General features: G+C 64.0%; 18 protein-coding genes and 2 pseudogenes. 10 read left to right on the forward strand and 10 right to left on the reverse strand.

The genetic code is table 11. The annotated features are described in order from the left end of the window. Nucleotides 1–594: 594 nt before the first annotated feature. Nucleotides 595–765 carry a hypothetical protein gene (locus ACFU4Z_RS31420; protein ID WP_379070318.1) on the forward strand — a complete coding sequence of 57 codons (171 nt, stop codon included), beginning with the start codon at nucleotides 595–597 and terminating at the stop codon, nucleotides 763–765. 606 nt (nucleotides 766–1,371) lie between these two features. Here ACFU4Z_RS31420 and ACFU4Z_RS31425 read toward each other — a convergent pair. After that, nucleotides 1,372–1,581 carry a hypothetical protein gene (locus ACFU4Z_RS31425; protein ID WP_379070321.1) on the reverse strand — a complete coding sequence of 70 codons (210 nt, stop codon included), beginning with the start codon at nucleotides 1,579–1,581 and terminating at the stop codon, nucleotides 1,372–1,374. 245 nt (nucleotides 1,582–1,826) lie between these two features. Between ACFU4Z_RS31425 and ACFU4Z_RS31430 the strand changes: the two genes are divergently transcribed. Further along, nucleotides 1,827–2,285, forward strand: coding sequence for a nitroreductase/quinone reductase family protein (locus tag ACFU4Z_RS31430; protein ID WP_379070432.1), 459 nt, complete (start codon nucleotides 1,827–1,829; stop codon nucleotides 2,283–2,285). Here ACFU4Z_RS31430 and ACFU4Z_RS31435 read toward each other — a convergent pair. Next, nucleotides 2,277–3,176: an IS5 family transposase gene (locus ACFU4Z_RS31435; RefSeq protein WP_379070324.1), complete on the reverse strand. Its 900-nt coding sequence runs from the start codon at nucleotides 3,174–3,176 to the stop codon at nucleotides 2,277–2,279. The two genes, ACFU4Z_RS31430 and ACFU4Z_RS31435, sit on opposite strands and share 9 nt — an antisense overlap. Before the next feature lie 343 nt (nucleotides 3,177–3,519). Here ACFU4Z_RS31435 and ACFU4Z_RS31440 point away from each other — a divergent pair. Beyond that, nucleotides 3,520–3,824, forward strand: a pseudogene (locus ACFU4Z_RS31440) (ATP-binding protein); the annotation flags it as partial. A 76-nt stretch (nucleotides 3,825–3,900) separates the two neighbouring features. Here ACFU4Z_RS31440 and ACFU4Z_RS31445 read toward each other — a convergent pair. The 4 genes from ACFU4Z_RS31445 to ACFU4Z_RS31460 all read right to left on the reverse strand — a co-directional run bounded on the left by ACFU4Z_RS31445 (nucleotide 3,901) and on the right by ACFU4Z_RS31460 (nucleotide 7,738). Continuing rightward, a complete protein-coding gene (locus ACFU4Z_RS31445; protein ID WP_379070327.1) occupies nucleotides 3,901–4,329 on the reverse strand; it encodes a hypothetical protein in 429 nt (142 codons plus the stop codon). Between the two features lie 533 nt (nucleotides 4,330–4,862). Further along, a complete protein-coding gene (locus ACFU4Z_RS31450; protein ID WP_379070330.1) occupies nucleotides 4,863–5,390 on the reverse strand; it encodes a type VII secretion system-associated protein in 528 nt (175 codons plus the stop codon). A gap of 54 nt (nucleotides 5,391–5,444) precedes the next feature. Next, nucleotides 5,445–6,350 carry a hypothetical protein gene (locus ACFU4Z_RS31455; RefSeq protein ID WP_379070333.1) on the reverse strand — a complete coding sequence of 302 codons (906 nt, stop codon included), beginning with the start codon at nucleotides 6,348–6,350 and terminating at the stop codon, nucleotides 5,445–5,447. Nucleotides 6,351–6,505: 155 nt separating this feature from the next. Next, on the reverse strand, nucleotides 6,506–7,738 hold the full coding sequence (locus tag ACFU4Z_RS31460) for an FAD-dependent oxidoreductase (protein WP_379070336.1): 1,233 nt from the start codon (nucleotides 7,736–7,738) through the stop codon (nucleotides 6,506–6,508). 120 nt (nucleotides 7,739–7,858) lie between these two features. Between ACFU4Z_RS31460 and ACFU4Z_RS31465 the strand changes: the two genes are divergently transcribed. Further along, nucleotides 7,859–8,542, forward strand: coding sequence for a TetR/AcrR family transcriptional regulator (locus ACFU4Z_RS31465; RefSeq protein WP_379070339.1), 684 nt, complete (start codon nucleotides 7,859–7,861; stop codon nucleotides 8,540–8,542). After that, nucleotides 8,502–8,720, forward strand: coding sequence for a hypothetical protein (locus tag ACFU4Z_RS31470; RefSeq protein WP_379070342.1), 219 nt, complete (start codon nucleotides 8,502–8,504; stop codon nucleotides 8,718–8,720). Before ACFU4Z_RS31465 ends, ACFU4Z_RS31470 begins: the two co-directional genes overlap by 41 nt. 353 nt (nucleotides 8,721–9,073) lie before the next feature. Here the strand turns inward: ACFU4Z_RS31470 and ACFU4Z_RS31475 are convergent, their stop codons facing one another. Beyond that, a complete protein-coding gene (locus ACFU4Z_RS31475; RefSeq protein ID WP_379070345.1) occupies nucleotides 9,074–9,196 on the reverse strand; it encodes a hypothetical protein in 123 nt (40 codons plus the stop codon). A 1,786-nt stretch (nucleotides 9,197–10,982) separates the two neighbouring features. Here ACFU4Z_RS31475 and ACFU4Z_RS31480 point away from each other — a divergent pair. Next, a pseudogene (locus tag ACFU4Z_RS31480) lies at nucleotides 10,983–11,180 on the forward strand (AIM24 family protein); the annotation flags it as partial. Between the two features lie 267 nt (nucleotides 11,181–11,447). On the opposite strand, the gene ACFU4Z_RS31485 reads toward ACFU4Z_RS31480, so the two are convergent. The 3 genes from ACFU4Z_RS31485 to ACFU4Z_RS31495 form a co-directional block, all read right to left on the reverse strand. Further along, nucleotides 11,448–12,893, reverse strand: a complete 1,446-nt coding sequence (locus tag ACFU4Z_RS31485; protein ID WP_379070348.1) for an aldehyde dehydrogenase family protein — start codon at nucleotides 12,891–12,893, stop codon at nucleotides 11,448–11,450. Nucleotides 12,894–12,950: 57 nt separating this feature from the next. After that, the gene (locus ACFU4Z_RS31490) at nucleotides 12,951–14,057 is read right to left on the reverse strand and encodes an NAD(P)-dependent alcohol dehydrogenase (protein ID WP_379070351.1); all 1,107 of its coding nucleotides are present in this window, start codon (nucleotides 14,055–14,057) and stop codon (nucleotides 12,951–12,953) included. Nucleotides 14,058–14,236: 179 nt separating this feature from the next. Next, nucleotides 14,237–15,583, reverse strand: a complete 1,347-nt coding sequence (locus tag ACFU4Z_RS31495) for an MFS transporter (RefSeq protein WP_379070354.1) — start codon at nucleotides 15,581–15,583, stop codon at nucleotides 14,237–14,239. Nucleotides 15,584–15,786: 203 nt separating this feature from the next. On the opposite strand from ACFU4Z_RS31495, the gene ACFU4Z_RS31500 reads away from it, so the two are divergent. From ACFU4Z_RS31500 to ACFU4Z_RS31515, 4 genes are all read left to right on the forward strand, one after another. Continuing rightward, nucleotides 15,787–16,608: a PaaX family transcriptional regulator C-terminal domain-containing protein gene (locus ACFU4Z_RS31500; protein WP_379070357.1), complete on the forward strand. Its 822-nt coding sequence runs from the start codon at nucleotides 15,787–15,789 to the stop codon at nucleotides 16,606–16,608. Nucleotides 16,609–16,695: 87 nt separating this feature from the next. Then, nucleotides 16,696–18,402 carry an FAD-dependent monooxygenase gene (locus tag ACFU4Z_RS31505; RefSeq protein WP_379070360.1) on the forward strand — a complete coding sequence of 569 codons (1,707 nt, stop codon included), beginning with the start codon at nucleotides 16,696–16,698 and terminating at the stop codon, nucleotides 18,400–18,402. Further along, complete coding sequence (locus tag ACFU4Z_RS31510) at nucleotides 18,399–20,516, forward strand: acetate--CoA ligase family protein (RefSeq protein WP_379070363.1); 2,118 nt, start codon at nucleotides 18,399–18,401, stop codon at nucleotides 20,514–20,516. Before ACFU4Z_RS31505 ends, ACFU4Z_RS31510 begins: the two co-directional genes overlap by 4 nt. Next, nucleotides 20,513–22,201 (forward strand): (2,3-dihydroxybenzoyl)adenylate synthase, encoded by a 1,689-nt coding sequence (locus ACFU4Z_RS31515; protein WP_379070365.1) that lies wholly within the window; start codon nucleotides 20,513–20,515, stop codon nucleotides 22,199–22,201. Before ACFU4Z_RS31510 ends, ACFU4Z_RS31515 begins: the two co-directional genes overlap by 4 nt. The last annotated feature ends 60 nt before the right edge of the window (nucleotides 22,202–22,261 follow it).

Genomic DNA, 22,261 nt, shown 5'->3' on the forward strand with positions numbered 1-22,261 from the left:
GTCTGGGGTGCGCGACCCCCGGTTTTCCCCTGCACCCCCCCGGGCGCCGCGGCGGGTGGTGCCGGTGGCCCCCCCAACCTTCACCCACTCAGTTCCACCCTCGGGGGGGGGCGGCCCCCGGGCGGCCCCCCCCGCCGAGGGCGCCGCGGATCGCGTCGGCCTACGCGGTGGAGATCTGCGAGCCCGGCCGCGCTAGGAGCGCACCGCCGCGCGGAGCCGTCCAGGAGCGGGTCCGGCGCCCGTTCGCCGGATCGTCCCTGGAGTTTCGGCTGGGTCGATGCCATGGCCGGTGAACACGGCGTGCCCCCGTGCCCTAGTCCTCGGCAACCCGTCTGACGACACCGCCGCCGCGGCCATCAACCCGCCAGGGGCTCCGGCCCGAATCGGCGAATGTCTGTCCTTTGCGCAGGTAGCCGGTGATGATCTACACCGCCCGTGACGTTCGCCCCCGCTGGGCGTGTTCGAATACCGCTGACCAGCCTGTTCAACGCCGGTGCGCAGAATTGTCGATGTATAACAGTTTAATCACGAAGTGAGCGGGGTAGATCATCATGTATGAGTCCCACATCGAATCTTCTGAGGCGTTTGATTGGCATGGAGTCGGGTACCGCTGTGCTGGTTCTGATTTTGTGCGCACTGTTCGCCGCCGGGGTCGGTGTCCTCGGCGGATCGTTGACGGCGATGGCGATCTGTCCGGTAGTGCTCGGGTGGGCGGCGTTCGGGGCCGTGCGGATATTGCCTGCCGAGGGCCCTCTACGACTATAGTTGCGGCGCAATCGTATTGAGGCGGACCAGGGTCCGGCTGCCGATTCAGCGTTCTTCCCGCATCGGGTCCGGGCCGCTTGCGCTGCCACCATCGATGCCCGAGCCATCCCGTGAGAACTAGACCGTGAGAAACAAGGCGGCGGTGACGAATCCAGCCGCTGTCACCATCCCGGGTCGGGCCACGACATCGAAGATCAGCCCCGCTCGACTCCGGTCAATGCAGTCCCCCATAGCAGCAGGCCGGCGAGTGCGAACTCGTGTGCGGCCCGTACCGCTCGGGGCAATCGGTTCCGGTGGAGCCGGTGTGCGACCGCGGACGCGGTGAGAAACATCTGCTCGGTTATAACGAAACCATTTCAACGTGATTTCTTCTCTGAAAGTGGACCCCAAACGCTCGAGCGGGAGTTTTCGCAGCCGGTCGGGTCGAAGGGCGCACGGCCCCGCCCGGACCGGGAAGGGGTGCGATGGCGGAGCCCGCACAGCTGCACGCCCTGATCGCGATGTCGGGCGCCGACCTCGCCCGCATCACCCGCGCCCTGACCGCCGAACGCGACCAACTTCGCGACCAGCGCTGACCAGCCCCGGCCCTCCTGGCCAGCGCGGCGCTCACGCCACCCCGTCAGTGCTCGGCCCGGCGGCCAGGCAGCGCCGGACCGCGTCGGTCGAACCCGTGATCGCAACGACCATGCTGAACTCGTCCTCACCGCTCACCTCGGGCAGGTCGTGGCAATACGCGACATACACCCCGCGCCGGGGATCCCAGCGCACCCCGTACACCAACCGCCGCATCCGCGACTCGACCCACCCACCATCCACGTCCGGAGCCTGCACACGACCACGATCCCCGCAGCCCCGCCTCACCCTTAGGGCGCAGAGCCCTCTCCGCGAACGACCAAAGTCACCACCCACAACCCGCAGGCACACCCCGCGCGCACACCACTGAACACGACTTCGAAGATCACTGAAGACGGCCGACTTCGAAAACTGACAATCCGGTCGGCTAAGGCCGTGTTTTAGAAGTGGTTCCCACGATTAGCGGTACTAACGTGACCGCTGTGTCGATGCCTAGTGATATGCGTGTGTTCAATCGGTCCGTGGTGGAGAACTTCCGCGGCAACCGTGGGGAGATCACTATGGACGGGATGGTCAAGGGGGCTGATCTTGTCCTGCTGACCACTACCGGTGCTCGCAGCGGGCGGCAACACGTCGTCCCGCTCGGCTATCTCACCGATGGCGAGGGCCGGATCGTGCTGTGGGCGTCCAATATGGCCGCGCCCGAGCACCCGGCGTGGTACCGGAACCTGGTTGCGAATCCAGAGGTGCTCATCGAGCAGCCTACGGCGGAGGGTATCGATCGGTTCACCGGCACCGCACACACCGCGTCGGGCACCGAACGCGCACGGTTGCTCGACCTGCTGGGTAAGCAGTACCCGCACATGGCCGCGCATCAGCAGCAGACCGAACGCGAGATTCCTCTGGTCGTGGTCGAGCGTGCGTTTGAGGGTCGCGGCTCAGCGTAGCCATTGGTTGATGGCGGCGATGTAGACGGTGGCCTGATAGCGGACGGCGAGTTTGTCGAATCTGGTTACCACAGCGCGGTGTTCCTTCAACTGGCCAATGCCGCATTCCACGGCGTAACGCATCTCGTAGTCCTCGATGTCGAAGGCCGGCGGCCATCCACCGGCAGAGCCTTCCTTCTTGCGGTGGGCAGCCTTGTCGGCCTTGATCGGGATCGTCGCCTTGATTCCGCGTCGGCGCAGGTGCGCACGGTTGGAGGCCGAGCCGTAAGCCTTGTCGGCGCGTACCCGTTCCGGCCGCGTGCGCGGGCGCCCTTTGCCGAGGCGGGGCATCGCGATGCTGTCGAGCACGGCCGTGAACTGCGGGCTGTCGCCGCGCTGACCGGCGGTAATCACGATGGAGAGCACTTTCCGCCCCTGCTCGCAGGCCAGGTGTGTCTTGGTAGTCCAGCCGCCGCGGGAACGCCCGAGCGCGTGATCAGCGGGCTCGACCTCGACCCCGACGGGCGGCTCGACCTGGGCGTGGCCGTCGCGGCGGGCCCCAGCGGCATGCCGGTGCACGCGAGCGATGGTGGAATCCACGCTCACCTCCCACACGATCGCACCGGCCGCATCGCCGAACGCCTGCAGCATCTTCCAGATCAGCGCCCACACTCCCACACGCTGCCAGCGGCGGAACAGCCCATACACCGTCTGCCAGTGCCTGTAGTATCCGGGCACGTCCCGCCACGGTGTCCCGCACCGGGTGCGCCATCGGATCCCGTCGATGAGCGGTCGTTTCGTCCATTTCGGCGGGCGGCCCGCCTTCTTGCCACGAGGCAGCAGCGGCTGAAGCCGCGCCCACTGAGCGTCGGTCAGATCCGCTCGCCTGACGAAAACGAAGGGCCGGTTCACCCGTCGTCTACCTCACGGTTCTCCTCAACTGATTGGGGGTTCCGGTAGTAGTCGCGCGGAGTTTTGCGACGGTTCTTTGGGGTGTGTGGCTCTGTGGCTCCGTGTTGATCGAGGACGGAGAGCGGAGTGGTGGTGCGCGCGTTTCCTGTGAAGGTGCCGTCGGGTGAGCGGTATTGGACGGTGATCGACGAAGACTACGAGGTTGAGCCGGTCGCTGGTCGGTATCTGAGGGAGCTGCGGTTCAGCCGGTGATCGGCCGGAGTCGACGACCAAGGCGTATGCCGAGAGTGTGTCGTTGTACTTGCGCTGGTGCCAGAGCACGGGCCGGGAATGGCGTACCGGCGGTGCGGAGCTGCTGTTCCAGGTTCTCGCCGAGCGCGAGGAGAAGAACTCGGTGGCGATAGCGTTTAACGAGGCGTTCTCGGGCTGGTCGAAGACTTCAGCGAGCCGCGGCTGTGCGCCGCGATCGTGGACAGACTCACGTTCGGCGGAAAGATCATCGAAACCGGCTGCGACAGCTACCGATTGAACCCGCACGTCCTCAACCAGGCTAACGGCGCCGCCACACCCGCCACAATGCAGCCGCGCCCTGCCTTCACCGCCGCCGACTCGGCCGAACAAGACACGCAGCTCGAAATCATGCCCTGACCAGCATTCTATCGGCGAAATTCGCCACCACGCTCTCGGGCGGGACCACACGCCAGGCCCGTCCAGGACTGTCTGGTTAGAGTTGGGCATCCACGATATCGACAAACTCCGCGACCTCGTCATCGAAGCTGGTGTCGCCGCGAAGGTACTCAACACTGAGTAGCGTCAGGTTCTGGCCGAGCGTAGTCGGTGCGTTGAAGTCGGCCATAAATTGATTGAACTCCGCCAGGTCCTCAGCACAGTGTGTCACCGCGCGTATGTAAAAGGACAACGCGACCGGCGCGCCTACCGCGCGGAGCATGCCGTCGCATTGCTCCAACCGGTCACGTCCCAAGTTGTAGATCAGCTGCACGAAACCACCATTCTTCACCTGGTAATCGAAGTCCGCAGCCAGGACTGTGAGGTAAAGCAGATCACGAATCGACTCGTCAAGGTCCTCGACATTGTCGATGAGTTGCGCAGCCCGCTGGCCCAGGTCTAGTAGTCGTTCGTTGTACACACTCACCCTGGAAAGCTTAAGAACACGAGCAGTCCGCCGATCCCATCGGTGGGAAGCGAGCAGACCAGCGGTCAAGAGTGGGGGAGGCGGCACAAGCGGACAAGTGAATCCGCGCAGCGCTCCGACACGACCACCGCCATCGTTCCGAACCACATCGTGCTCGGGTCGAGACTCGGTGACTGGGCGACATCGAGCCTCCATTACGCCGATCAATGACGTCAAATTTCACCGATATACATCGCCCGAACGGCACATCGGTGACGCCAAGATTCGCCGACAAGTGGTGTCAGATTGCACCCTTACGGGCCACTCCGGACTATCCGCTGATGTTGGCTCGGATGATCGAGCACGGATACCTGTACGTGATGGACCGTGCGTTGCACCACCTCCAGAAGAGCGGCCTTTCCGCTATTACGCCGTAGTGACCGGCTTCCTCGACCAACAGCACCCGTGACGACGGCGATCGCAAACCTTCAGCCATCGCGGGGTTCAGGGCCATCAGCGGGGTTCACATATGTCCGCGGGAGTGCTCGGGCGAGTTACGACGACTTGGGGTTGTCGCGCATGGCATTCATAATCAACCGGAACGGTGCTGCGCCGCTCGGATTGAGCATGATATCGACGTCCTGAGGAACGATCTCCGGGAGATTGCTGCCCAAGGTTCGCATCCAGCTGTCGACGTCGAGTGCTTGCTTCTGTACCGCCGCGGTAGCCACAACTATGCACGGCGCACCATCCGGCGCCGCGCCGATGATGGGCAGATCGTCTGTGCCACAGCCAATCTCCACGACCGAGTGGCAGATCGTGGCGATAAGTTCGTCGCCGAGTTCCTCGCCGATCGCGATCAATCGCAGCACCGCGTCGATAGGGTCGCTCGGCGTATCGTCCGCAGGGCGGTAGCCCGGGTTCGGCTCGAACGGGCCGATTGTGTCGTCTTCCACCATCCAGCCGCCGACGATCGCCTCCGGCGGAGGTGCCGCCGAAGGACCATCTGGATCCCAGGACGGAGCGGGTAGCACGAACCAATCACCCTGCCGGATGACGGTCTCCGGAATCGGCTGGTTCATCGGTCTCCTTCGATCGAATTGGGCTAGAAGTCGTCGTCAGCAGCGGGATGACCTTCAGTCGGCCGGGTTGCGGGTCCAAATGGGAAGGACGTCGCCTGCTGCCGTGTGTCGCATCCATGCCGGCTGAGTACTGTCTGCGCCTCCGGGAAGGGACACGCCTATCTCTGAAGTTCGTAGGAAGGCCGGCAGCGGCCAGTGCCGTGTATCCGTATCCCCGGTGGCCCCGAACACATCCTTGTCCACGCGGACCACGTGTAGATAGTCGGCGAACCTCTTGGCGGCATTGTCCATGCCTCTCAATTCGCCATCCGGCGAACAGGCGAGAAGAACCAATGACCTGGTCTCCCGGTTCGCGGAAAGTGCTCGATTGAAATGGCGGTTGCCTTCATTGACATAGGCGAATTGCCCGCCGTCGAGGTCCAGCACCCTGGATGTGAACCGGCCGGTCTCGATGCGGACGACGAACTCGGATGGGTTGGCGTGTGCATCCACGTACACGGGGCGTGCCCATGGCGCCTGTACCAGACGTCCTCGGCCGAAGGACTTTTTGAAGAAGCCGGCATTCTCATCGTGGACGCGATACTCGGAGTCGGTGCGCCGGTACCTCGCCCTGGACCAGAGTCGGCCAAAAACAGCGTCACGGAACTGCGACGGATATTGGACGCCGATCGGCCTTCGATCATGGGTGCGCAGCAATCTGGATCGGACGTGATTCGGTGTGAATGCCCAAATATTGCCGTCGAAGTCCCGGACGCGTAGATGTGTTTGCGTGGGGATGTCCTCAGGCCCCATGACACGGGTCGCGTACCGTGCGTCGGCCCGGTAAAACGCTTCTGCAGCAGCGCGAATCCGTTCCGCGTCGGCGCGAAACCGCCGCTTGACAGCCAAGGCGGCGCGAGCTTGGGCGATGCGGATCCGGCGGGTGAGATCGACGAACAGCTGACGAACCTGTACCGCCATCAGGGCGAGTACTTCTCGATGGGATTCGCGCTGACCAGCGCTTGCACTGCGGTGACATAAGCGGAGGGGACGCGAATATGCGGCAAGCACTGAGGTTTCGACACAGGCAGCCGTCTCACTCTCGTCCCGATACTTTCGGCAACGTCGGCCACCAGCTAGCGTCCTCGGCGTGCGAATACGGGGGCGTGTTCGGGCCGGATACCGATGCCGCCGAAGTAGGCGGTGAGGCCGCGGAGGGCTGGAGCGTGTTGCAATACTCGCAGCGGTGCGGGGAGACGGTTTTCATCGAGCGTGCCTGCCAGTGCCGGTTGCAAAAGCATGTCGTGTTCACCGCGCTGGGACCATTGAGCGACCGTCGTCGGCAGCGATCTGCGCCGCTGAACTCGGGCCAAGTCGCGGGTGGTGACCTGCCCGCGCTGTAGCGGTTCGGCGAGGATTCGCGCGGTAGCGACCGCATCCTGTATCGCGAGGTTGACGCCGAGACCGCCGACAGGAGACATTGTGTGGGCCGCGTCGCCGATGCAGAGCACGCCGTCGCCGTACCAGCGGTGCAGCCTGTTCATCTCGGCCCGTAGCAGTTTCACATCCTCCCAGGACCGCACGGATTCCACCTGCTGCTGCGACCAGCCGAACATGTCGGCGAGCCGTGCGCGGAAGACCGCGATGTCCTCGGCGCGCAGCTTCTCGTCGGTGCCCTTCTCGATTAGGTAGGAAGTCTGGTAGTAGTCGCCGCGATCCATGGTGACCGAGACCTGCCGATCACCGAACCAGCCGAAAACTTCACCGTCACGGCCGTTGTCGCCCTTGGGGATTCGAACCTGCCAGACGTCCATCGGAATATCGAAGGCGACAGCTCGCAATCCGGCTTCGAGGCGCACGACCGACCAGCGTCCGTCGCAGCCGACGGTCAGTCCGGCCGCGAGTTCGTGTGCTGCGCCGTCGGCGTCACGGTATTGCACGCCCGTCACCCGCCCGCCGTCGTCGCGTAGTAGCCCGGTGACGGTGCTGTTCATGTGCAGTGTGAATGACGGCTCCTCGCCCGCGGCTGTCGCGAGCAGGTCGAGAAAGTCCCACTGAGGAACCATCGCAATGTATTTGTGCCGCCCCGGGATTCGGCGGAAGTCGGCCATCACGACCGTGGTGGCGCCGATCTGGATCCGCATCTGCTCGAGCCTCCCGGCAGGAAGCTGCGCGAATCGCTCGCCCAACCCGAGTTGGTCGAGCAGTCGCAGCGTCGACGGGTGCACCGTGTCACCCCGAAAGTCCCGCAGGAAATCACGATGCTCTTCCAGCACGGTGACCTCGACGCCGCTGCGGGCCAGCAGCAGGCCGAGCATCATCCCTGCTGGACCGCCCCCGACGACTACGCACTGTGCTTGTTCGACCATGTCGCCACGCTAGCAGAATATTAGATACTGTCTAAAATTCGACTGTGTGGAATAATTTCCCGCGTGGTTGAGCGTCTCAGTTTGCGTGAACAGAAGAAGCGCCGCACCAAGCAGGCACTGGTGGAGGCCGCGCTGCGGCTGTTCAGCGAGAAGGGTTACGACAACACCACGGTGGCGGAGATCGCGGCTGCGGCGCAGGTGTCGTATGCGACGTTCTTCAACTACTTCACCGCCAAGGATGAGGTGGTCTTCGCCGACGATGAGCTGTACGACGGATTGCTGCAGCCGGTGTTCGACAGCCGCGACCACAACGAACGCCCCGCAGACCTACTCCTGCGAGTGATACGGCACCTCAGAACGGCCACATCGTGGAGCTTTCCGCTCGACCACGAGCTCACCCGCCTACGTGCCCGCTTGATCGCCGAAGTGCCTGCGCTACGCGCAGGCGCGCTGCTGCGAAATGCCGTACTGCAGCAGCAAATGGCTACGGCTCTGCGAGTGGCGTATCCGAATGAGATCGACAGCGTGCACGCCGCGGCACTTACCGGGGCGATGATTGGTGCCATCGACGCCGTCTTGAACTCGGCCGCCGCGGGCGACACCACGCCAGTATCCATATCCGACGTGATCGATGAGGCGGCCAGAATCGCACTTCGCGGTCATCTGTCACTTGCAGGGAACAGTGACGCGACGGATAGGGGCCATGCCCCGAACCCGGCTGCCGGGCAGCAGCCACACGACGACACGACACAAGGAGATTGCCTTGGCACACGAACAGTTCGAGGACGCCGACGGGCCGAGTGACGATGCGGCGCTCACCGACAAGGAACGAATCAAGCGTCTCGAGGCAGAGGTGTGCCGTCTGTCCCGTCTCCTCGCGGAGCTCTCTCCGCTGGCGCAGAAGCTCGCAACGATGGAGCGCAAGTGGGCGGCGAAGGAGAACAGCGATCGAAGTATCAGGGCGTGGTATAGCAGCCGCTGAACGGGAAGTCTTCCCTGTCTGACCGCGATAAGGCCCGCGTACCAACCACTTTCGGTACCGTGATTCTGAGAGTTCATCCCCTGAATGCACTGAAGGCGCCCGGTCGCCGGACGCCTCAGTACGTTCCTGCCGTCGTCCCGTGTCGGGTCTCGGGCCCGCCCGTTTCGGGTGTAGTTTCCGCCCATGCCGGGCGTAGGCTTCGAGCTCTACTCGCGAGGAGTCTTTCGGGCATCGTGCCCGGTTGAGGATCAACCCGCCCTCGTTCCTTCCAGTATCGCACCGGAAGTGGGTAATGCCGCACTACTGACGACCTGGGGTAGCTCACCCCGTTGTCGGTTGACCGCGCCAGGTAGCTAGCCCAGCAGGCGGTCGGTGATGTCCTGGACAACACGGTAGGCCGCGAGGGCCAGTGGTCCCCACTTCGCTACCTTGTCCTTCCACTTCTCTCGCTCATTGCGAGGCTTGTGTTCGGGCATCTCCACACCTCCCATCTCGGAGCAACAGCGCCCCGTACGGGTGAGCTGTGTCTGCCGATTTAGAAGATGCGCCATCAATGTACTCGAACACCTGGGCGAAATCCCGCATCTACCGGGGGATCAGCGTGTCAGGCCGTGCGCGACGGGCTGACTGGCCGATCTGCGGCAGAAGAACGGCTACTCGACATGTATTGGCAGCTCGATGCACAAGCTGCACGCGACGCAACCTGCGTAGCTTCCGAGTGTGCAGAGCAAGCATGCTGCTGCGCACGCAGCATTGGCTGCGTTTACCGGCGGGAGCATCTCGCCCGACATCAACCACTGGCCTACTGTGCAACCCGACACGCACCCCACCGGATGCCATGGCTGCCGATCAGGCCCGGGGTAGCGTCATCGGTGCCCCAGTTGAGTTGGGTGCGTATGTATTCGAAGTCGGCCCCGGTCCCTGCATGGCCGGGGCCGATTTATGAACCTGGATTGTGCTGTGTCGCTGGTTATTTCAGCGCGTTGTCGGCAACTTCGGATGGCAAGATCGGGCGAGGATGAAGTCCGGCAGTGCCGAGCCGAAGGAGTATCGCGTGAGCGCTTCACCCCCGTCACCCGCGAGCGGGCAGGTTCTCGCCTATTTTCAACCGGTCCATGGTGGGATGGCGGTGAAGCGGTGCACTCCACCGCCCGAATGGCTCGACCAAGCCAACGACAAGCTCGAGTGCGCGGTGTGCGGGTGGGACCTGCGGCCCGGCGCCAGCGGCGGCCGGGCGGGGTTCAACATTCCCGACCCGCAGACCCCGAAACGGCTCCGGTTGTTCTGCGGAGAATGCTGCAACGACGGCATCGACGAGATGGAGCGACTGACCGGCCGCCGCGGCAAGGTCTCCGGTGCGGGCCGCGTGCCGGGCCAGCGATTGTCCGAGCAGGAACGCACCGCGCAGCGCCGGATCGGCGCACTGATTCGCTCGTGTGGGGTCTTGTCGGAGGACGGGCTGTCGATGTGGCGCGAGAATGGCTGCGCGGAATTCAAGGCTTCGGCCGCCGAGATCGGTGGTGACCTGGAGGTGTTGGGTGGCGACGTGAGCTCCGCCGTCGTGCGGACTCGCCGATTTGGCGGCGCTGCATGCGGAGGATCCTTGGCCGATCAATTCCTGCGTCTACTGGTGGCGCGACGTCGCTCTCGATCTCGCGGCCATCACCCACCGCGAAGGCAACACCGGGGTCATCCGCCCTTCCGACGCATTCCACCGCCACACAGCTACCCTCGGCGACACCGGCCAGGCAGGTGCCAGCAGTTGACCGAATCGTCGCTCCAGGTTGGGTGGGTGGGTGTGGGCGCGGCGATGACCGGTGGTCGCGGTGCGAGCGCACGAACGGTGCGGCGCGCGGCGTCGGGTTCAGTCATCGGATCTCGTGATGGTCTGTCTGGTTGGCGCGTGCTCTGAACGCGGCGGGGCCGGATCCTTGCGTTCGTCACGATTCCACCGGGAGCTTGGTGGGCACGCGCACGGTACGAATCGGCTGATTCGTACCCGAAGTTGACGACTGCCCTAGTTTGTCACCTAACTCGCGTCAAGCCGACCGAAGACACGACGATGGCCGGGTAGGTTCGGGATCGCCGATGGGGCAACGAATCACCATTCGAGCGTGCTGTGGAGGCGTCCACAGCACGTCGTTCCACGGCACTGGACCGCCCTCCTTCCCGGTTCAGTCTCGGATACGGCCGGTGCGACCGCCTCGAGCGGGACGGCGCATCGGCCTGCCGCAGCTGACGAGAGCCGCTGTCGGCTAGGCCGGATTGCGAACTTGCCCTTCGCCGAGTCACCACTATGACCAGCGGTGGGTGACGAATTTCCTCGTGGCGGGTGCGGCCAGGTTCGGCGTCAACTCCGGCGAGGAACGACAGTTCGACTTCACCGGCAGCGGAACGGTATTGATCCAATCCAGCGAAAAGGTGCTCAGTGACTCCATGCTGGTGCAGACCATCGAGGGCTGCGGCGACGGCCGGGGCCGTGACCGTCTTGATCAGCGCCTGCTACCCGCTGACCGACATCGCCCGCGCCTACGATCGCGTCGATGCAGGGAGCGACGGGCGCGTGCTGGTCACTGTTCCCTGATCGTGATCCGGCTGAATTATCGGGAATCCTCTTCTGGCTGTGGCCCCTGTGGTCCGAAGGTTGTCGGCTGTTGCACACGACCGCGTCGGTAATGCAGGTCGCGGTCGTGTGGTCGCTGCTGGCTGGGGCGACTCGGCCTGCTGTTACTTCAATACGCGGATGGCATGGTCTTCGACATACTCACTCATTCCGGCTGTGCCGAACTCACGTCCGATACCGCTTTGTTTGACGCCACCGAACGGCATCCGCAGATCCAAGGATTCGAATGCGTGCGTATTGATGAAGGTGCTTCCAGCTTCTATCTTCCTGGCCATCGTGAGTCCGCGATCGATGTCGGTGGTCCACACCGATGACGCCAGTCCGTACTCGGAGTCGTTGGCCCACTGCACGACCTGCTCCTCGTCGTCGTAGGCAATGAGCGGAATGATCGGGCCGAACTGCTCGCAGTTGCTGATCGGCGCCGAGTGCTCGGCGTCGCGTACAACGTGGGGCAGCACGTAGTACCCGTTCCGCGCCGAGTCCAGCTTTCGGCCGAGTTGCACGGTGGTCGCGGCCGAGTTCTTGGTTTCCTCGATCAGCGCGGTAACGCTGTCGAACTGTGTCTTGTTGTTGAGTGGTCCGAAGCCCGCGTTCTCGTCGAGGCCGTGGCCTACCGCGTACTGGTCGACGCGTTCGCAGAAGGCGTCGGCGAAGGCGCCGTACAAGTTGCGGGGGACATAGATTCGCTTGACCGCGAAACAGATTTGCCCGGTTCGTGTGAAGACCCCCTTGAGCATCCGGTCGAGCGCCCCGTCGATGTCCACGTCGTCGAGGACGATGGCGGGGTCGTTGCCGCCGAGCTCGAGCGTCAGGTTCTTGATCGTTCCGGCAGCGGAAGCCATCACCCGCCGGGCCGTGGCGGTGCCACCGGTGAAGCCCACTTTCCGGACCAGTGGATGCGAGGTGAGCGCCTGCCCGACATCGGCGTCGCCGTGCACGACGTTGACGACACCCTCGGGCAGCTGGCGCGCGATCCGCTGCAGCGCGAGGGTCAGTGCCGCGGGTGCGAACGGAGATGGCTTGAGCACGATGGTGTTTCCCGTTGCGAGCGCTGGCGCGAGTTTCATCATGGTGAGCACGACCGGCATATTCCAGGGAACGACTGCCGCGACGACCCCTCGCGGAACTCGCTCGATACTGATGAAGCTCTCGGCGTCGTCGTATTGCTTCGGAGTGAAGAAGTCGTCGATGAGACTTGCGGTGTGCTGCAGCACACCGGTTCCGAGTGCGAAGTCTGTCTGGGCTTCCCAGAGCACGCCGCCATGCTCGCGAACGAGTAGGGGTGAAAGATCGTCGGCCGAGCCGGCGAGGATGTCGGCGGCCTCGAGCAATAGGTGGGCTCGCTCGGCTGGTGGGACTTTTTTCCAGGACTGAAATGCGTTGTGGGCGAGTTCGACCGCTTTGTTCACATCGGCGGCGGTGCCGACTGCCACGCGTGCGACAACATCGTCGAGTCGACCGGGATCACGGACCTCTTCGAAGGCGTCGACGCCGGTCATGGTCCTACCGATGAGGTGACCAATCGACAGAACCTCGGTTGTGGTGGTCATCGCGCATTTCTCCTTGCTAGTCGTTTGTTCGGAATTCGCTTGTGGTGGAACGGGTCATCAGAAAACGACGACAGGTTTGACGGTCGATCCGTTGGCGGAGTCGGCGAACGCGGTGTTGATGTCCGCCAGTGTGTAGTGACGAATCAGCTTGTCGAAGGGGAATCGGCCTTGTTTCCACAGTTCGACGAGGCGCGGGATGAAGATCTGTGGCACCGAGCTGCCCTGGATGACCGTCTTGAACGTCCAGCCTTTGACCAGGGACGCGCCGATTTCGAAGTTCACCTCCGTGCCGGGTGCCGCTGCGCCGACCAGAGCGAGTGTCCCCCCGATTCCGAGCGCCTCGGCGGCGTGCCGCAGGACGGCGGGAACTGCGGTGGTGTCGATGGCGTAGTGGATCCCGGCGCCATCTGTTGCCTTCATCAACTCGTCCACGACGTCGGTGTTGGCGGCGTTGACGGTGTGGGTCGCACCGATCTGTGCGGCGAGCTCGAGTCGGGAATCGTGAAGGTCGACAGCAACAACTGTGGTGCAGCCGGCCACCCGTGCGGCCATGATCGCGGCCGACCCGACCGCGCCAGTTCCGAATACGGCGAGTGAGGTTCCCGGCTCGGGCCGCAGGTCGTTGAGCACAGCGCCGGCGCCAGTCTGTAGTCCGCAACCGAGCGGTGCAAGTGTGGCCAGCGGCGCATCGGGGTCGAGTTTGACGACGCTGGTCTCGACGACGTTGGCGTACGTGGCGAACGAGGATTGACCGAAGAAGTGCGAGGAAATCGCGTTGTCGCCCGACCGCAGCGCGGTCGAACCGTCACGGCGATGTCCGCCGAAGTCTTGCTCGAACAGGTTCTCGCAGTACGCCATTCGCCCCGCATGGCATTGGCGGCAGCGGCCGCAATACGCCGCGGACAACACGACATGGTCGCCGACCTCGACTGTGGTGATCGCGTCGCCGATCGCGTCGACGATACCGGCACCTTCGTGTCCGAGAACGGCAGGCAGGGGAGTCGGGTAGATGCCGTCGCGCACGATGGCGTCGGTGTGGCAGATACCAGTGGCAACCATACGTACCCGTACTTCGTCCGGACGTAGATCGTCGAGTGTCAACTGTTCGATGGTCAGCGGATTACCGGTACTGCGGGCGACTGCGGCTGTGACTGTGGTGGACATGAATTTTCTACTTTCGGCGTGGCTGGTTGTCGGCTAGTTGGTTGCGACCTCGACCGGGCGGGGTCGGTTCGCAGATGCGATGTCCTTGGGCGTGTAGATGTTCGGCCACCGGCCGTAAGCTCCGGCCGGCGTGGCATGCTCCGTGGACGAGTACGAAGGTCGTCGGCACTTGTCGCTCGTTATGCGGGTGAGTTTGCTCGAGGTTGCTGCACGAGTGATTGCTCAGAGTGAAGTCGTACAGCCGCATCGGAACGGCTGACGAGGCCGATCGCGAGGCAGCCGAGAGCCGCGAAGGCGGCGAAGACGAAGAAGTTCCATTCGACGCCGAGCGCGGACGATGCGATCCAGCCGCCGAGGACGGGGCCGAGGATGGCGCCGACACGGCCGAGCCCGAGCGACAATGCGAGGGCGGACGTTCGCTCGTTGTCGCTGAAATAGGTTGCGACATAACCGTTGACGAGGATCTGAGTGCCTACAGTGCCGAGTCCTGCGACGGCAACCATGACCATGGCCGCGTAGAGCGGCAGCCCGGTTCCGAGGGACAGGATGGCAAGGACGGCGAGCAGGAACGCGGTGACGGTCACGGGTTTGCTACCGAGGCGATCGGCAGCCTTTGCGGCGAGGAGTGCGCCGACGATGGCTCCGAGGTTCAGCACGAGCAGGAAGCTCAGTGAGCTACCGAGGGAGTAACCGGCCTGTCGCATAATGTTTGGCAACCAGGTGTTGACGCCGTAGACGAGCAGCAGGCCGCAGAACGATGCGATGACGAACAGCAGCATCGAGTTTCGTCGCCGTCCGGTCAGTACCCGGGCAATGCTGCCGGTCGATGTGGTCGTCGACGGAGCAGGGACGGGGAGTTCGACGCCGTACTTGTCGGCGAGTCGGCGCGCTTGTGCGTTTTGGTTTCGGCCGACGAGGTATGCGAGTGATTCGGGTAGAAGCCTCCAGGCCAATGGAACGATGGTGACCAGTGGCAACAGCCCGAGTGCGTACATGATGCGGAAGCTGATCTCGGGTAGTAGCGCGAGTGCGGCGAGTGCGGCGATGACGCCGCCGACCGAGTATCCGCTGTACATCAGTGCGTTGTTGAACTGTCGGCGCGATCGCGGCGAGTACTCGACTGTCAGTGCGATGACAGTCGGCACGAGGCCGCCGAGGCCGAGGCCGCCCAAGAATCGCAACAGTCCGAATATTTCTGGGCTCGGCGCGATCGCGCTCAGCCCCATCATCACCGAGAACGAGATCAGCGAACCCAGCACTATGGCCCGTGCGCCGATCCTCGGCGACAGCCACCCCGACATCAAGGCGCCCAGCAGCATGCCGACGAGTGCGTGGCTGCCGATCGTGCCGACTTGGCCGGCAGTCAGTTGCCACGGTTCGTAGGTGAGAAGTGAGGGCACTGTGGCGCCGTAGACGACCAGGTCGTAGCCGTCGTAGACGATAGTCACGAAGCAGAGTGCCACGATCGATGCACTCGATCGTCGGCCGCCGCTGTCGGTGGACGTGATGGGGGTTCGGATGGTCACCTGTTCCTCCGTGATGTGTGGTGGCCTGGAGGCATTCGCTGAGTCCGGTCGCGACCAGTGGGGTGCGTCCGTGGTGCGCGGGTCGGCGCAGGCGTCGGAAGTTATGTGAGCACAGTCACTATGTGACATGATTCGATAGAATGTCAACATATGTGACACATTTTTATGGTCGGGTATCGATCACGGGTGAAGGGATGACAGGGATGCGACCACGGGCACTCGTGTTCGATCTGTACGGCGAGTACTTCCGCTACACAGGGGGGTCGGCCAAGCTCGGCGCCCTCACGACCTTGATGGGCGCGTTCGGCATCGAGCCGGCCACCGTCAGGGTCGTGATGACACGGCTACGCAAAGACGGGTGGTTCGACTCGGCGAAGAACGGGCGTGAGGTGTCCTATCTGCTCAATGAGAAGAGTTGGCGCCTGCTCGATGACGGGCGCGCGCGGATCTTCGAGCGCCACTTCGACGATTGGGATCGAACGTGGGCTCAGGCGCTCGTCGACGAGTCGAATCTCGATCGCGAGCGACGCAAACGCATCGAGACGGCGCTGACCTGGTGTGGATTCGGGCATTACGGTGGAACGGCGTGGTTCTCGCCGCACGATCGCGAGAAGCAGTTACGTGAAATGCTCTCCGGCGACGACGAATTGCGCATCCAGTTCTTGCGCAGCCAGACCGGTGGGCTGCCCAGCGATCGCCTTGTGGCCGAGCGGTGCTGGGATCTGAGCGAGCTCGACACCGACTATCAGAACTTCATCGGAGAGTTCCAGCCGCTTTTGGTCAGGTACCGCCGCGGTCTCGGCGGCAAGCAGGCGCTGATCGAGCGCATGAGGTTGATTCAAAGCTATCGGCGGTATCCCTTCCGTGATCCCGATCTGCCCGAGATGCTGCTTCCTCCGGGGTGGCGTGGTCGTGTCGCTCACGATGTGTTCAGTGAATGTCACGACATCCTTCTCCCGGCGGCGGAAGCTTTCGTCGCGGACATCGTCGGTAGCGGTCCCGATGTTGCTAACGGCAATATGTGACAAATGTGTTGACTATTCGAGAAATGTTGTCACATAATTGGTTGAGCCTCCGCCCGAGATCCGGGCCCCGTCACACGAAGGGCGGCCATGTCAATCCCAGACCGAAACCCACCCGCCGCCGCGGCACCACTGCGCGTCGCCTGCATCGGCGGCGGACCGGCCGGCTTGTTCACCGCGATCGCACTGGCCCAAACCGTTCCTGGCAGTGATATCGATGTCTTCGAGCGCAACAACGAATCCGACGTGTTCGGATTCGGAGTCGTGTTCTCCGACGCGACACTCGACAACATCGATCGGGTCGATCCGATCCTGCGGGACACGCTCGCCGCTCACGGACGGCGTTGGGACACGATCGAAGTCCGCAGCAAGGGCACGACGATGGCCGCCGGGGGCAATGGAATGTCTGCCGTGCACCGGCGCGTACTGCTGGATGCGCTACGCGGGCGTGCAACCGAACTGGGCGCGCGGCTGCATTTCGCGGCCACCGTCGATGTCGACCTGCTCGACACCCAGCAGGGCTACGACTTGATAGTTGCCTCGGATGGAACGAACTCCTCGACGCGGCAACGATTTACCGAAGAACTCGGACATTCCGTCGATGAGGCCGCGGTCAAGTTCATCTGGTTCGGTACGACATTCCAGTTCGATGGTCTGACCTTCCTGCACAAGCAGTCCGAACACGGCAACTTCGCAGCACACGCATACCCGATCGGGTCGGGACTGAGCACATTCATTGTGGAGACCGACGAAGACACATGGCGTCGTGCGGGACTGGACGGCTTCAACGTCTCGGCTCCTCAGGGTGAGTCGGATCTGGTGACTCAGCGGTACCTCGAGGAACTGTTCGCCGATCAGATAGACGGACACCAATTGGTGGCCAACAACTCCCGCTGGGCGAATTTCCGCACCCGCCGCACCGAGCGCTGGTACACCCACGCGCCGCACGGAACGCCCGTTGTATTCCTCGGAGACGCCGTCCATACGGCGCACTTCTCGGTTGGATCCGGTACCAAGATGGCGATGGAAGATGCCGCGGTGCTGGCTCGAACGGTGCACGAGCATCCTGACGATCTCGATAAAGCGCTGGCTGGTTTTCAGGAGATACGGCTTCCGCAGGTCGCGAAGATTCAGGATTCGTCCATGCCGAGCCTGTCGTGGTGGGACCACTTCGGTGAGTACCACCGCGCCTTCGAACCCTGGCAGTTCGGGTTCCACTTCTTCAGTCGCGCCATCTCCGCCGAGAAGATGCGCGTGCGGGATCCGGGCTTCGTTCTCGAGACCGAAAAGGCCTGGCACCATGAGCATGGTGCCGCGCCTTTGGACACGGCTCTTACGCTCGGAGACCGCATTCTCGATTCCCGTTTGTTGACGGTGACCGAATGCTCCGATGAGAGCATCGGACTCAGCGACGGCACCACTGTGGTATCCGCCGCGACGCACGTACACGGTGCTGCTACACTACCGCTTTTCACCGCACCACATGTCGACCGCACCTCGCTGGACGTCGCAACTCGTACCTCGCTGGACAATGTATGTGCGCACCGACCTGATGCCGTCGTCGTGCGGGCGGGGACTGCGCTGTCCCGGGTGTTGTGCGCCGAACATGTGCGCCTGAATCACCGGCTTCCAGCCGTCGTCGTCGACCAGCCCACCTCGGTCCGCGCTCGCCGGGCCGTCGATGAACGCGATTGTGCCACGACATTGATCCTTTCCGGCCGCGCCGACGCCGTCGCTTTCGAGCCCGACTCGGAAACCCGCTCTCGGGTCCGCACTCACGGTGAGGTGGCGAAATGACCTTCGCGCACATGCAGGCTGCCACCACGCCCGACACCCGATTGGATCGCCTTTTCCGCCCACGGTCGATTGCCGTCGTCGGTGCGTCCGCGGCACCGGGGAAGCTGGGGTCGGTGATGCTGGATGCCGTCAACCGTGGCAGCGACGGCTCGCTGACGATCTTCGGCATCAACCCGAAGGGCGAAGGCGACGGTTTCCACGTGTCGCTGCGCGCCGCGACCGAAGCGAACGGCGCGCCGATCGACTTGGCGGTGCTCTGCATTCCCGCTCTCGCGACCCCCGACGCTGTCCGCGAGGCAGCAAAATGCGAAGTCGGCGCAGCAGTGATCTGCTCGGGTGGGTTCGCCGAAGCAGGCGCCGTCGGCGCCGCATTGCAGAACCAGCTTGCCGACATCGCGTCTCGCTCCGGCATCCGGCTACTCGGGCCCAACACGTCGGGCTTCTTCCGCCCTGCGAGTACGACAGTGAGCTTCGTGCCGACGGTCGAACACATCATTCCGGGCAGTGTCGCCGTGGTCGCGGCGAGCGGTGGCATGAATCACGCTCTGTCCTTTCTGCTTTCCGAGCACGGAGTGGGCCTCGGCCTCGGGGTCGGGCTGGGAAACTGTGTCGACGTCACGGCCGTCGACGTACTCGAACACGTGCGCCGTGATCCATCGATCACAGCCGTCGCGCTGCATGTCGAGTCCGTCGGTGACGGTCGCTCGCTGCTGTCGGCAGTCCGTGCCGTGAGCGCAGTCAAACCAATCGTGGCGATTGTCGTCGGACGCAGCGACGTTTCGGCTTTCTCCGAGTCGCATACCGGTGCTCTCGCGACGTCATGGCGGACCACTCGCGCTCTGCTGACGGAGGCAGGTGCGGTCGTCGTCGATTCCGAACAGCAGTTGGTCGATGCGCTCGCGGTCCTGAGCCGGACACGGCTGCCTGCTGCGGCGTCGCCGGGTGTCGGAGTGGTCACAGCCCAGGCCGGCCCAGGATTGATGATCCTCGACGAGCTGCTTGCCCGCGATGTTCGCGTGCCGACACTGTCCGAGTCTGTCCAGGTGAGGTTGTCGACATTGTTGCCGCCGATGACATTCCAGGCGAATCCCGTCGACACCGGACGGCCCGGCGCAACATTCAGCGCTGTGCTCTCGGCGACCGCTTCCGACCCGGAGGTCAGCGCGCTCGCGGTGTACGCACTCGCCGAGCCCGATGCCATCGACCTTGCCGATGCCGTGAGCAAAGCCGGCGTGCACGCCGATATGCCTGTCGTACTTGGCGTCGGTGGCCCGGCCGAAGCAGTGTCGAAAACTGCAGCGGCGGCGGCCGGTATCGGTGTGCCGGTTGTGTCCAGCCCGACTGCCCTCGCGACGGGGATCCGCGCCCTCGTTCACGACGCCCGCAGCCGATTCCTACGCGCTGTCGATGCGGGTACCCGGACCGCTACGCATCCGCCGCTGCCTGTGATCAACTTGCCCGCCGACGAAGCAACGTCGAAGGATCTGCTGGACGCTCTAGCGATCACGACTCCGCGCCGGCGGGCATGCCCCGACCGCGACACTGCTCACCAAGCGCTGACCGAGCTATCGTTGCCCGTGGCGGTGAAGATCCTCGACGCCGGTGTCCTGCACAAGACCGACATCGGCGGCGTGCACCTCGGTATCCGGACTCCGCAGGAACTCGACAGCGCGCTCGATGCACTGGACGCCATCGATTCCCCGGCCTACCTCGTCGAGACCATGGCCGAGCCCGGCGTCGACCTGTTTCTCGGCGTACGCCACGACGAGGTGTTCGGACCGATCGTCGTCGCCGGGCTCGGCGGCACAGCGGCCGAGGCGATCGGGGACGTGACCATTCGCAGCGGCGATCTCACTGCAGCCGGCGCAGCGGCCATGCTCGACGATCTCCAGTGCGCTCCGCTGCTGGACGGTTGGCGTGGCGGCCCGGTGTTGAACCGCGACGAATTCGCGCGAGTCGCCATTGCTTTGGCCGACTACCTCACCAGCCACGCCGACATCGGCGACATCGAGATCAACCCGCTGCGACTGACGCCAACCGGACTGATCGCGCTTGACGCCGTCATCTTGGCGGCACCGAACCGGCAGATCGCACTCGAAGGAGAGTCGCAATGAACACCCGCGCCCGTGTGACGATCGAAGGCGTCGTGCCGTGGCCCGAGGAATTCGAGCAGCGCTACCGCAAAGCCGGCTACTGGGAGGAAACCTCACTCGGCTCACATGTCGCACGGCAGGTCGAGCGCCGGCCCGACGATATCGCGCTCGTCGACGGGCCGACCCGTCTGAGCTACCGGCAACTGTGGGACAAGTCCGCTTCCTGCGCACAGTACTTACTGGACCTGTCCATCGCACCCGGCGACCGAATTGTGTTGCAACTGCCCAACTGTTGGGAGTTCGTCGCGCTGACGCTCGCATGCTTGCGCATCGGCGTTGTTCCCGTGATGGCCCTGCCCGCGCACCGGCGGCACGAACTGACCCACCTTGCGTCGCTGTCGGACGCCACCGCCATCGTCGTCGCCGACACCGACCGCGACACCGATCTGCGCGAAGTCGCCCAGCAGGTCGCCGCAGAGGTGCCCAGCGTAGGAACCGTACTGGTCCACGGCGCGCTGTCGCCCCGCGATACCCGCTACGCACCCGAACTGACACTTCGTGCGGGAATGGACACAACACCACGCTTCGTAGAAGCCGACTACGAGCCGAACGGCAGCGACGTAGCGTGCTTGCTGCTTTCCGGCGGCACCACCGGACTCCCGAAGCTGATTGTCCGCACCCACAACGACTACGTCTACAACATCCTCCGCTGTAATGCGGTCTCTCGATTCGATTCCGGCACAGTTTATCTGGGCACCCTGCCCAGCAGTCACAACTTCTCGCTCGCATGCCCTGGTATCCTGGGCGCGCTCTTCGCGGGCGGGCGGACGGTGATGCTGCCCTCGCCGGCGCCTGAACGAGCGTTGCGTGCCATTGACGCCGAAGGCGTCACCGTCGCCGCGACCGTTCCGGCCGTCGCCCAGGCATGGATCGAACACCAGCGCGAACATCACACCTACACCGGAACGACTCTGCGCGTCCTGCAAGTCGGCGGCTCCCGGATGCCCGACGAACTCGCGGCACGCGTTGAGCCGATCCTCGGCACACGCCTGCAGCAGGTGTTCGGAATGGCCGAAGGGTTGGTCAACATGACTCGGCTCGACGACGACCCCGAAATCATCATCACCACGCAGGGCCGCCCGGTGAGCGAGGCCGACGAGATCGCTGTCGTCGACGAAAAGGGTGATCCGGTTCCCGACGGCACCCCCGGCGCCCTGCTCACCCGCGGTCCCTACACCCCGCGTGGGTACTTCCGCGCGGCCGAGCACAATGCCCGCGCGTTCACAGCCGAAGGGTGGTATTCCAGCGGGGACATCGTCATCCGGCGTCCGGATGGGAACCTCGTCGTAGCCGGGCGCGACAAAGACATGATCAACCGAGGGGGCGAGAAGATCTCAGCTGAAGAGATCGAGAACTTCGCCTACCAGATCGACGGTGTCGACATGGCGGCCGCCGTGGCCATGCCCGATTCGGTTCTCGGCGAGCGCCTGTGCCTATACATCTCGCAGGCCGCCGGGCACGAGGTCACCCTCGACGACATCCTCGCCGTAATGAATGCTGCCGGCGTCGCCCGGTTCAAACTCCCTGAGCGGCTGGTCATCATCGACGAGATCCCCACAACGAAGGTGGGAAAAGTCGACAAGAAGACCCTTCGCGACGACATCCGCGACCGGCTGATGAACGAACGTGAGACGTTGGCGCCGTAGCGAAGCCGCGCCGACGACCACATCGATGCCGCTGACGCATCCGACGAAAGTGACGAACCG

The organism is Nocardia sp. NPDC057440 (assembly GCF_042802915.1).
In the GTDB taxonomy this organism is placed as follows: Bacteria; Actinomycetota; Actinomycetes; order Mycobacteriales; family Mycobacteriaceae; genus Nocardia.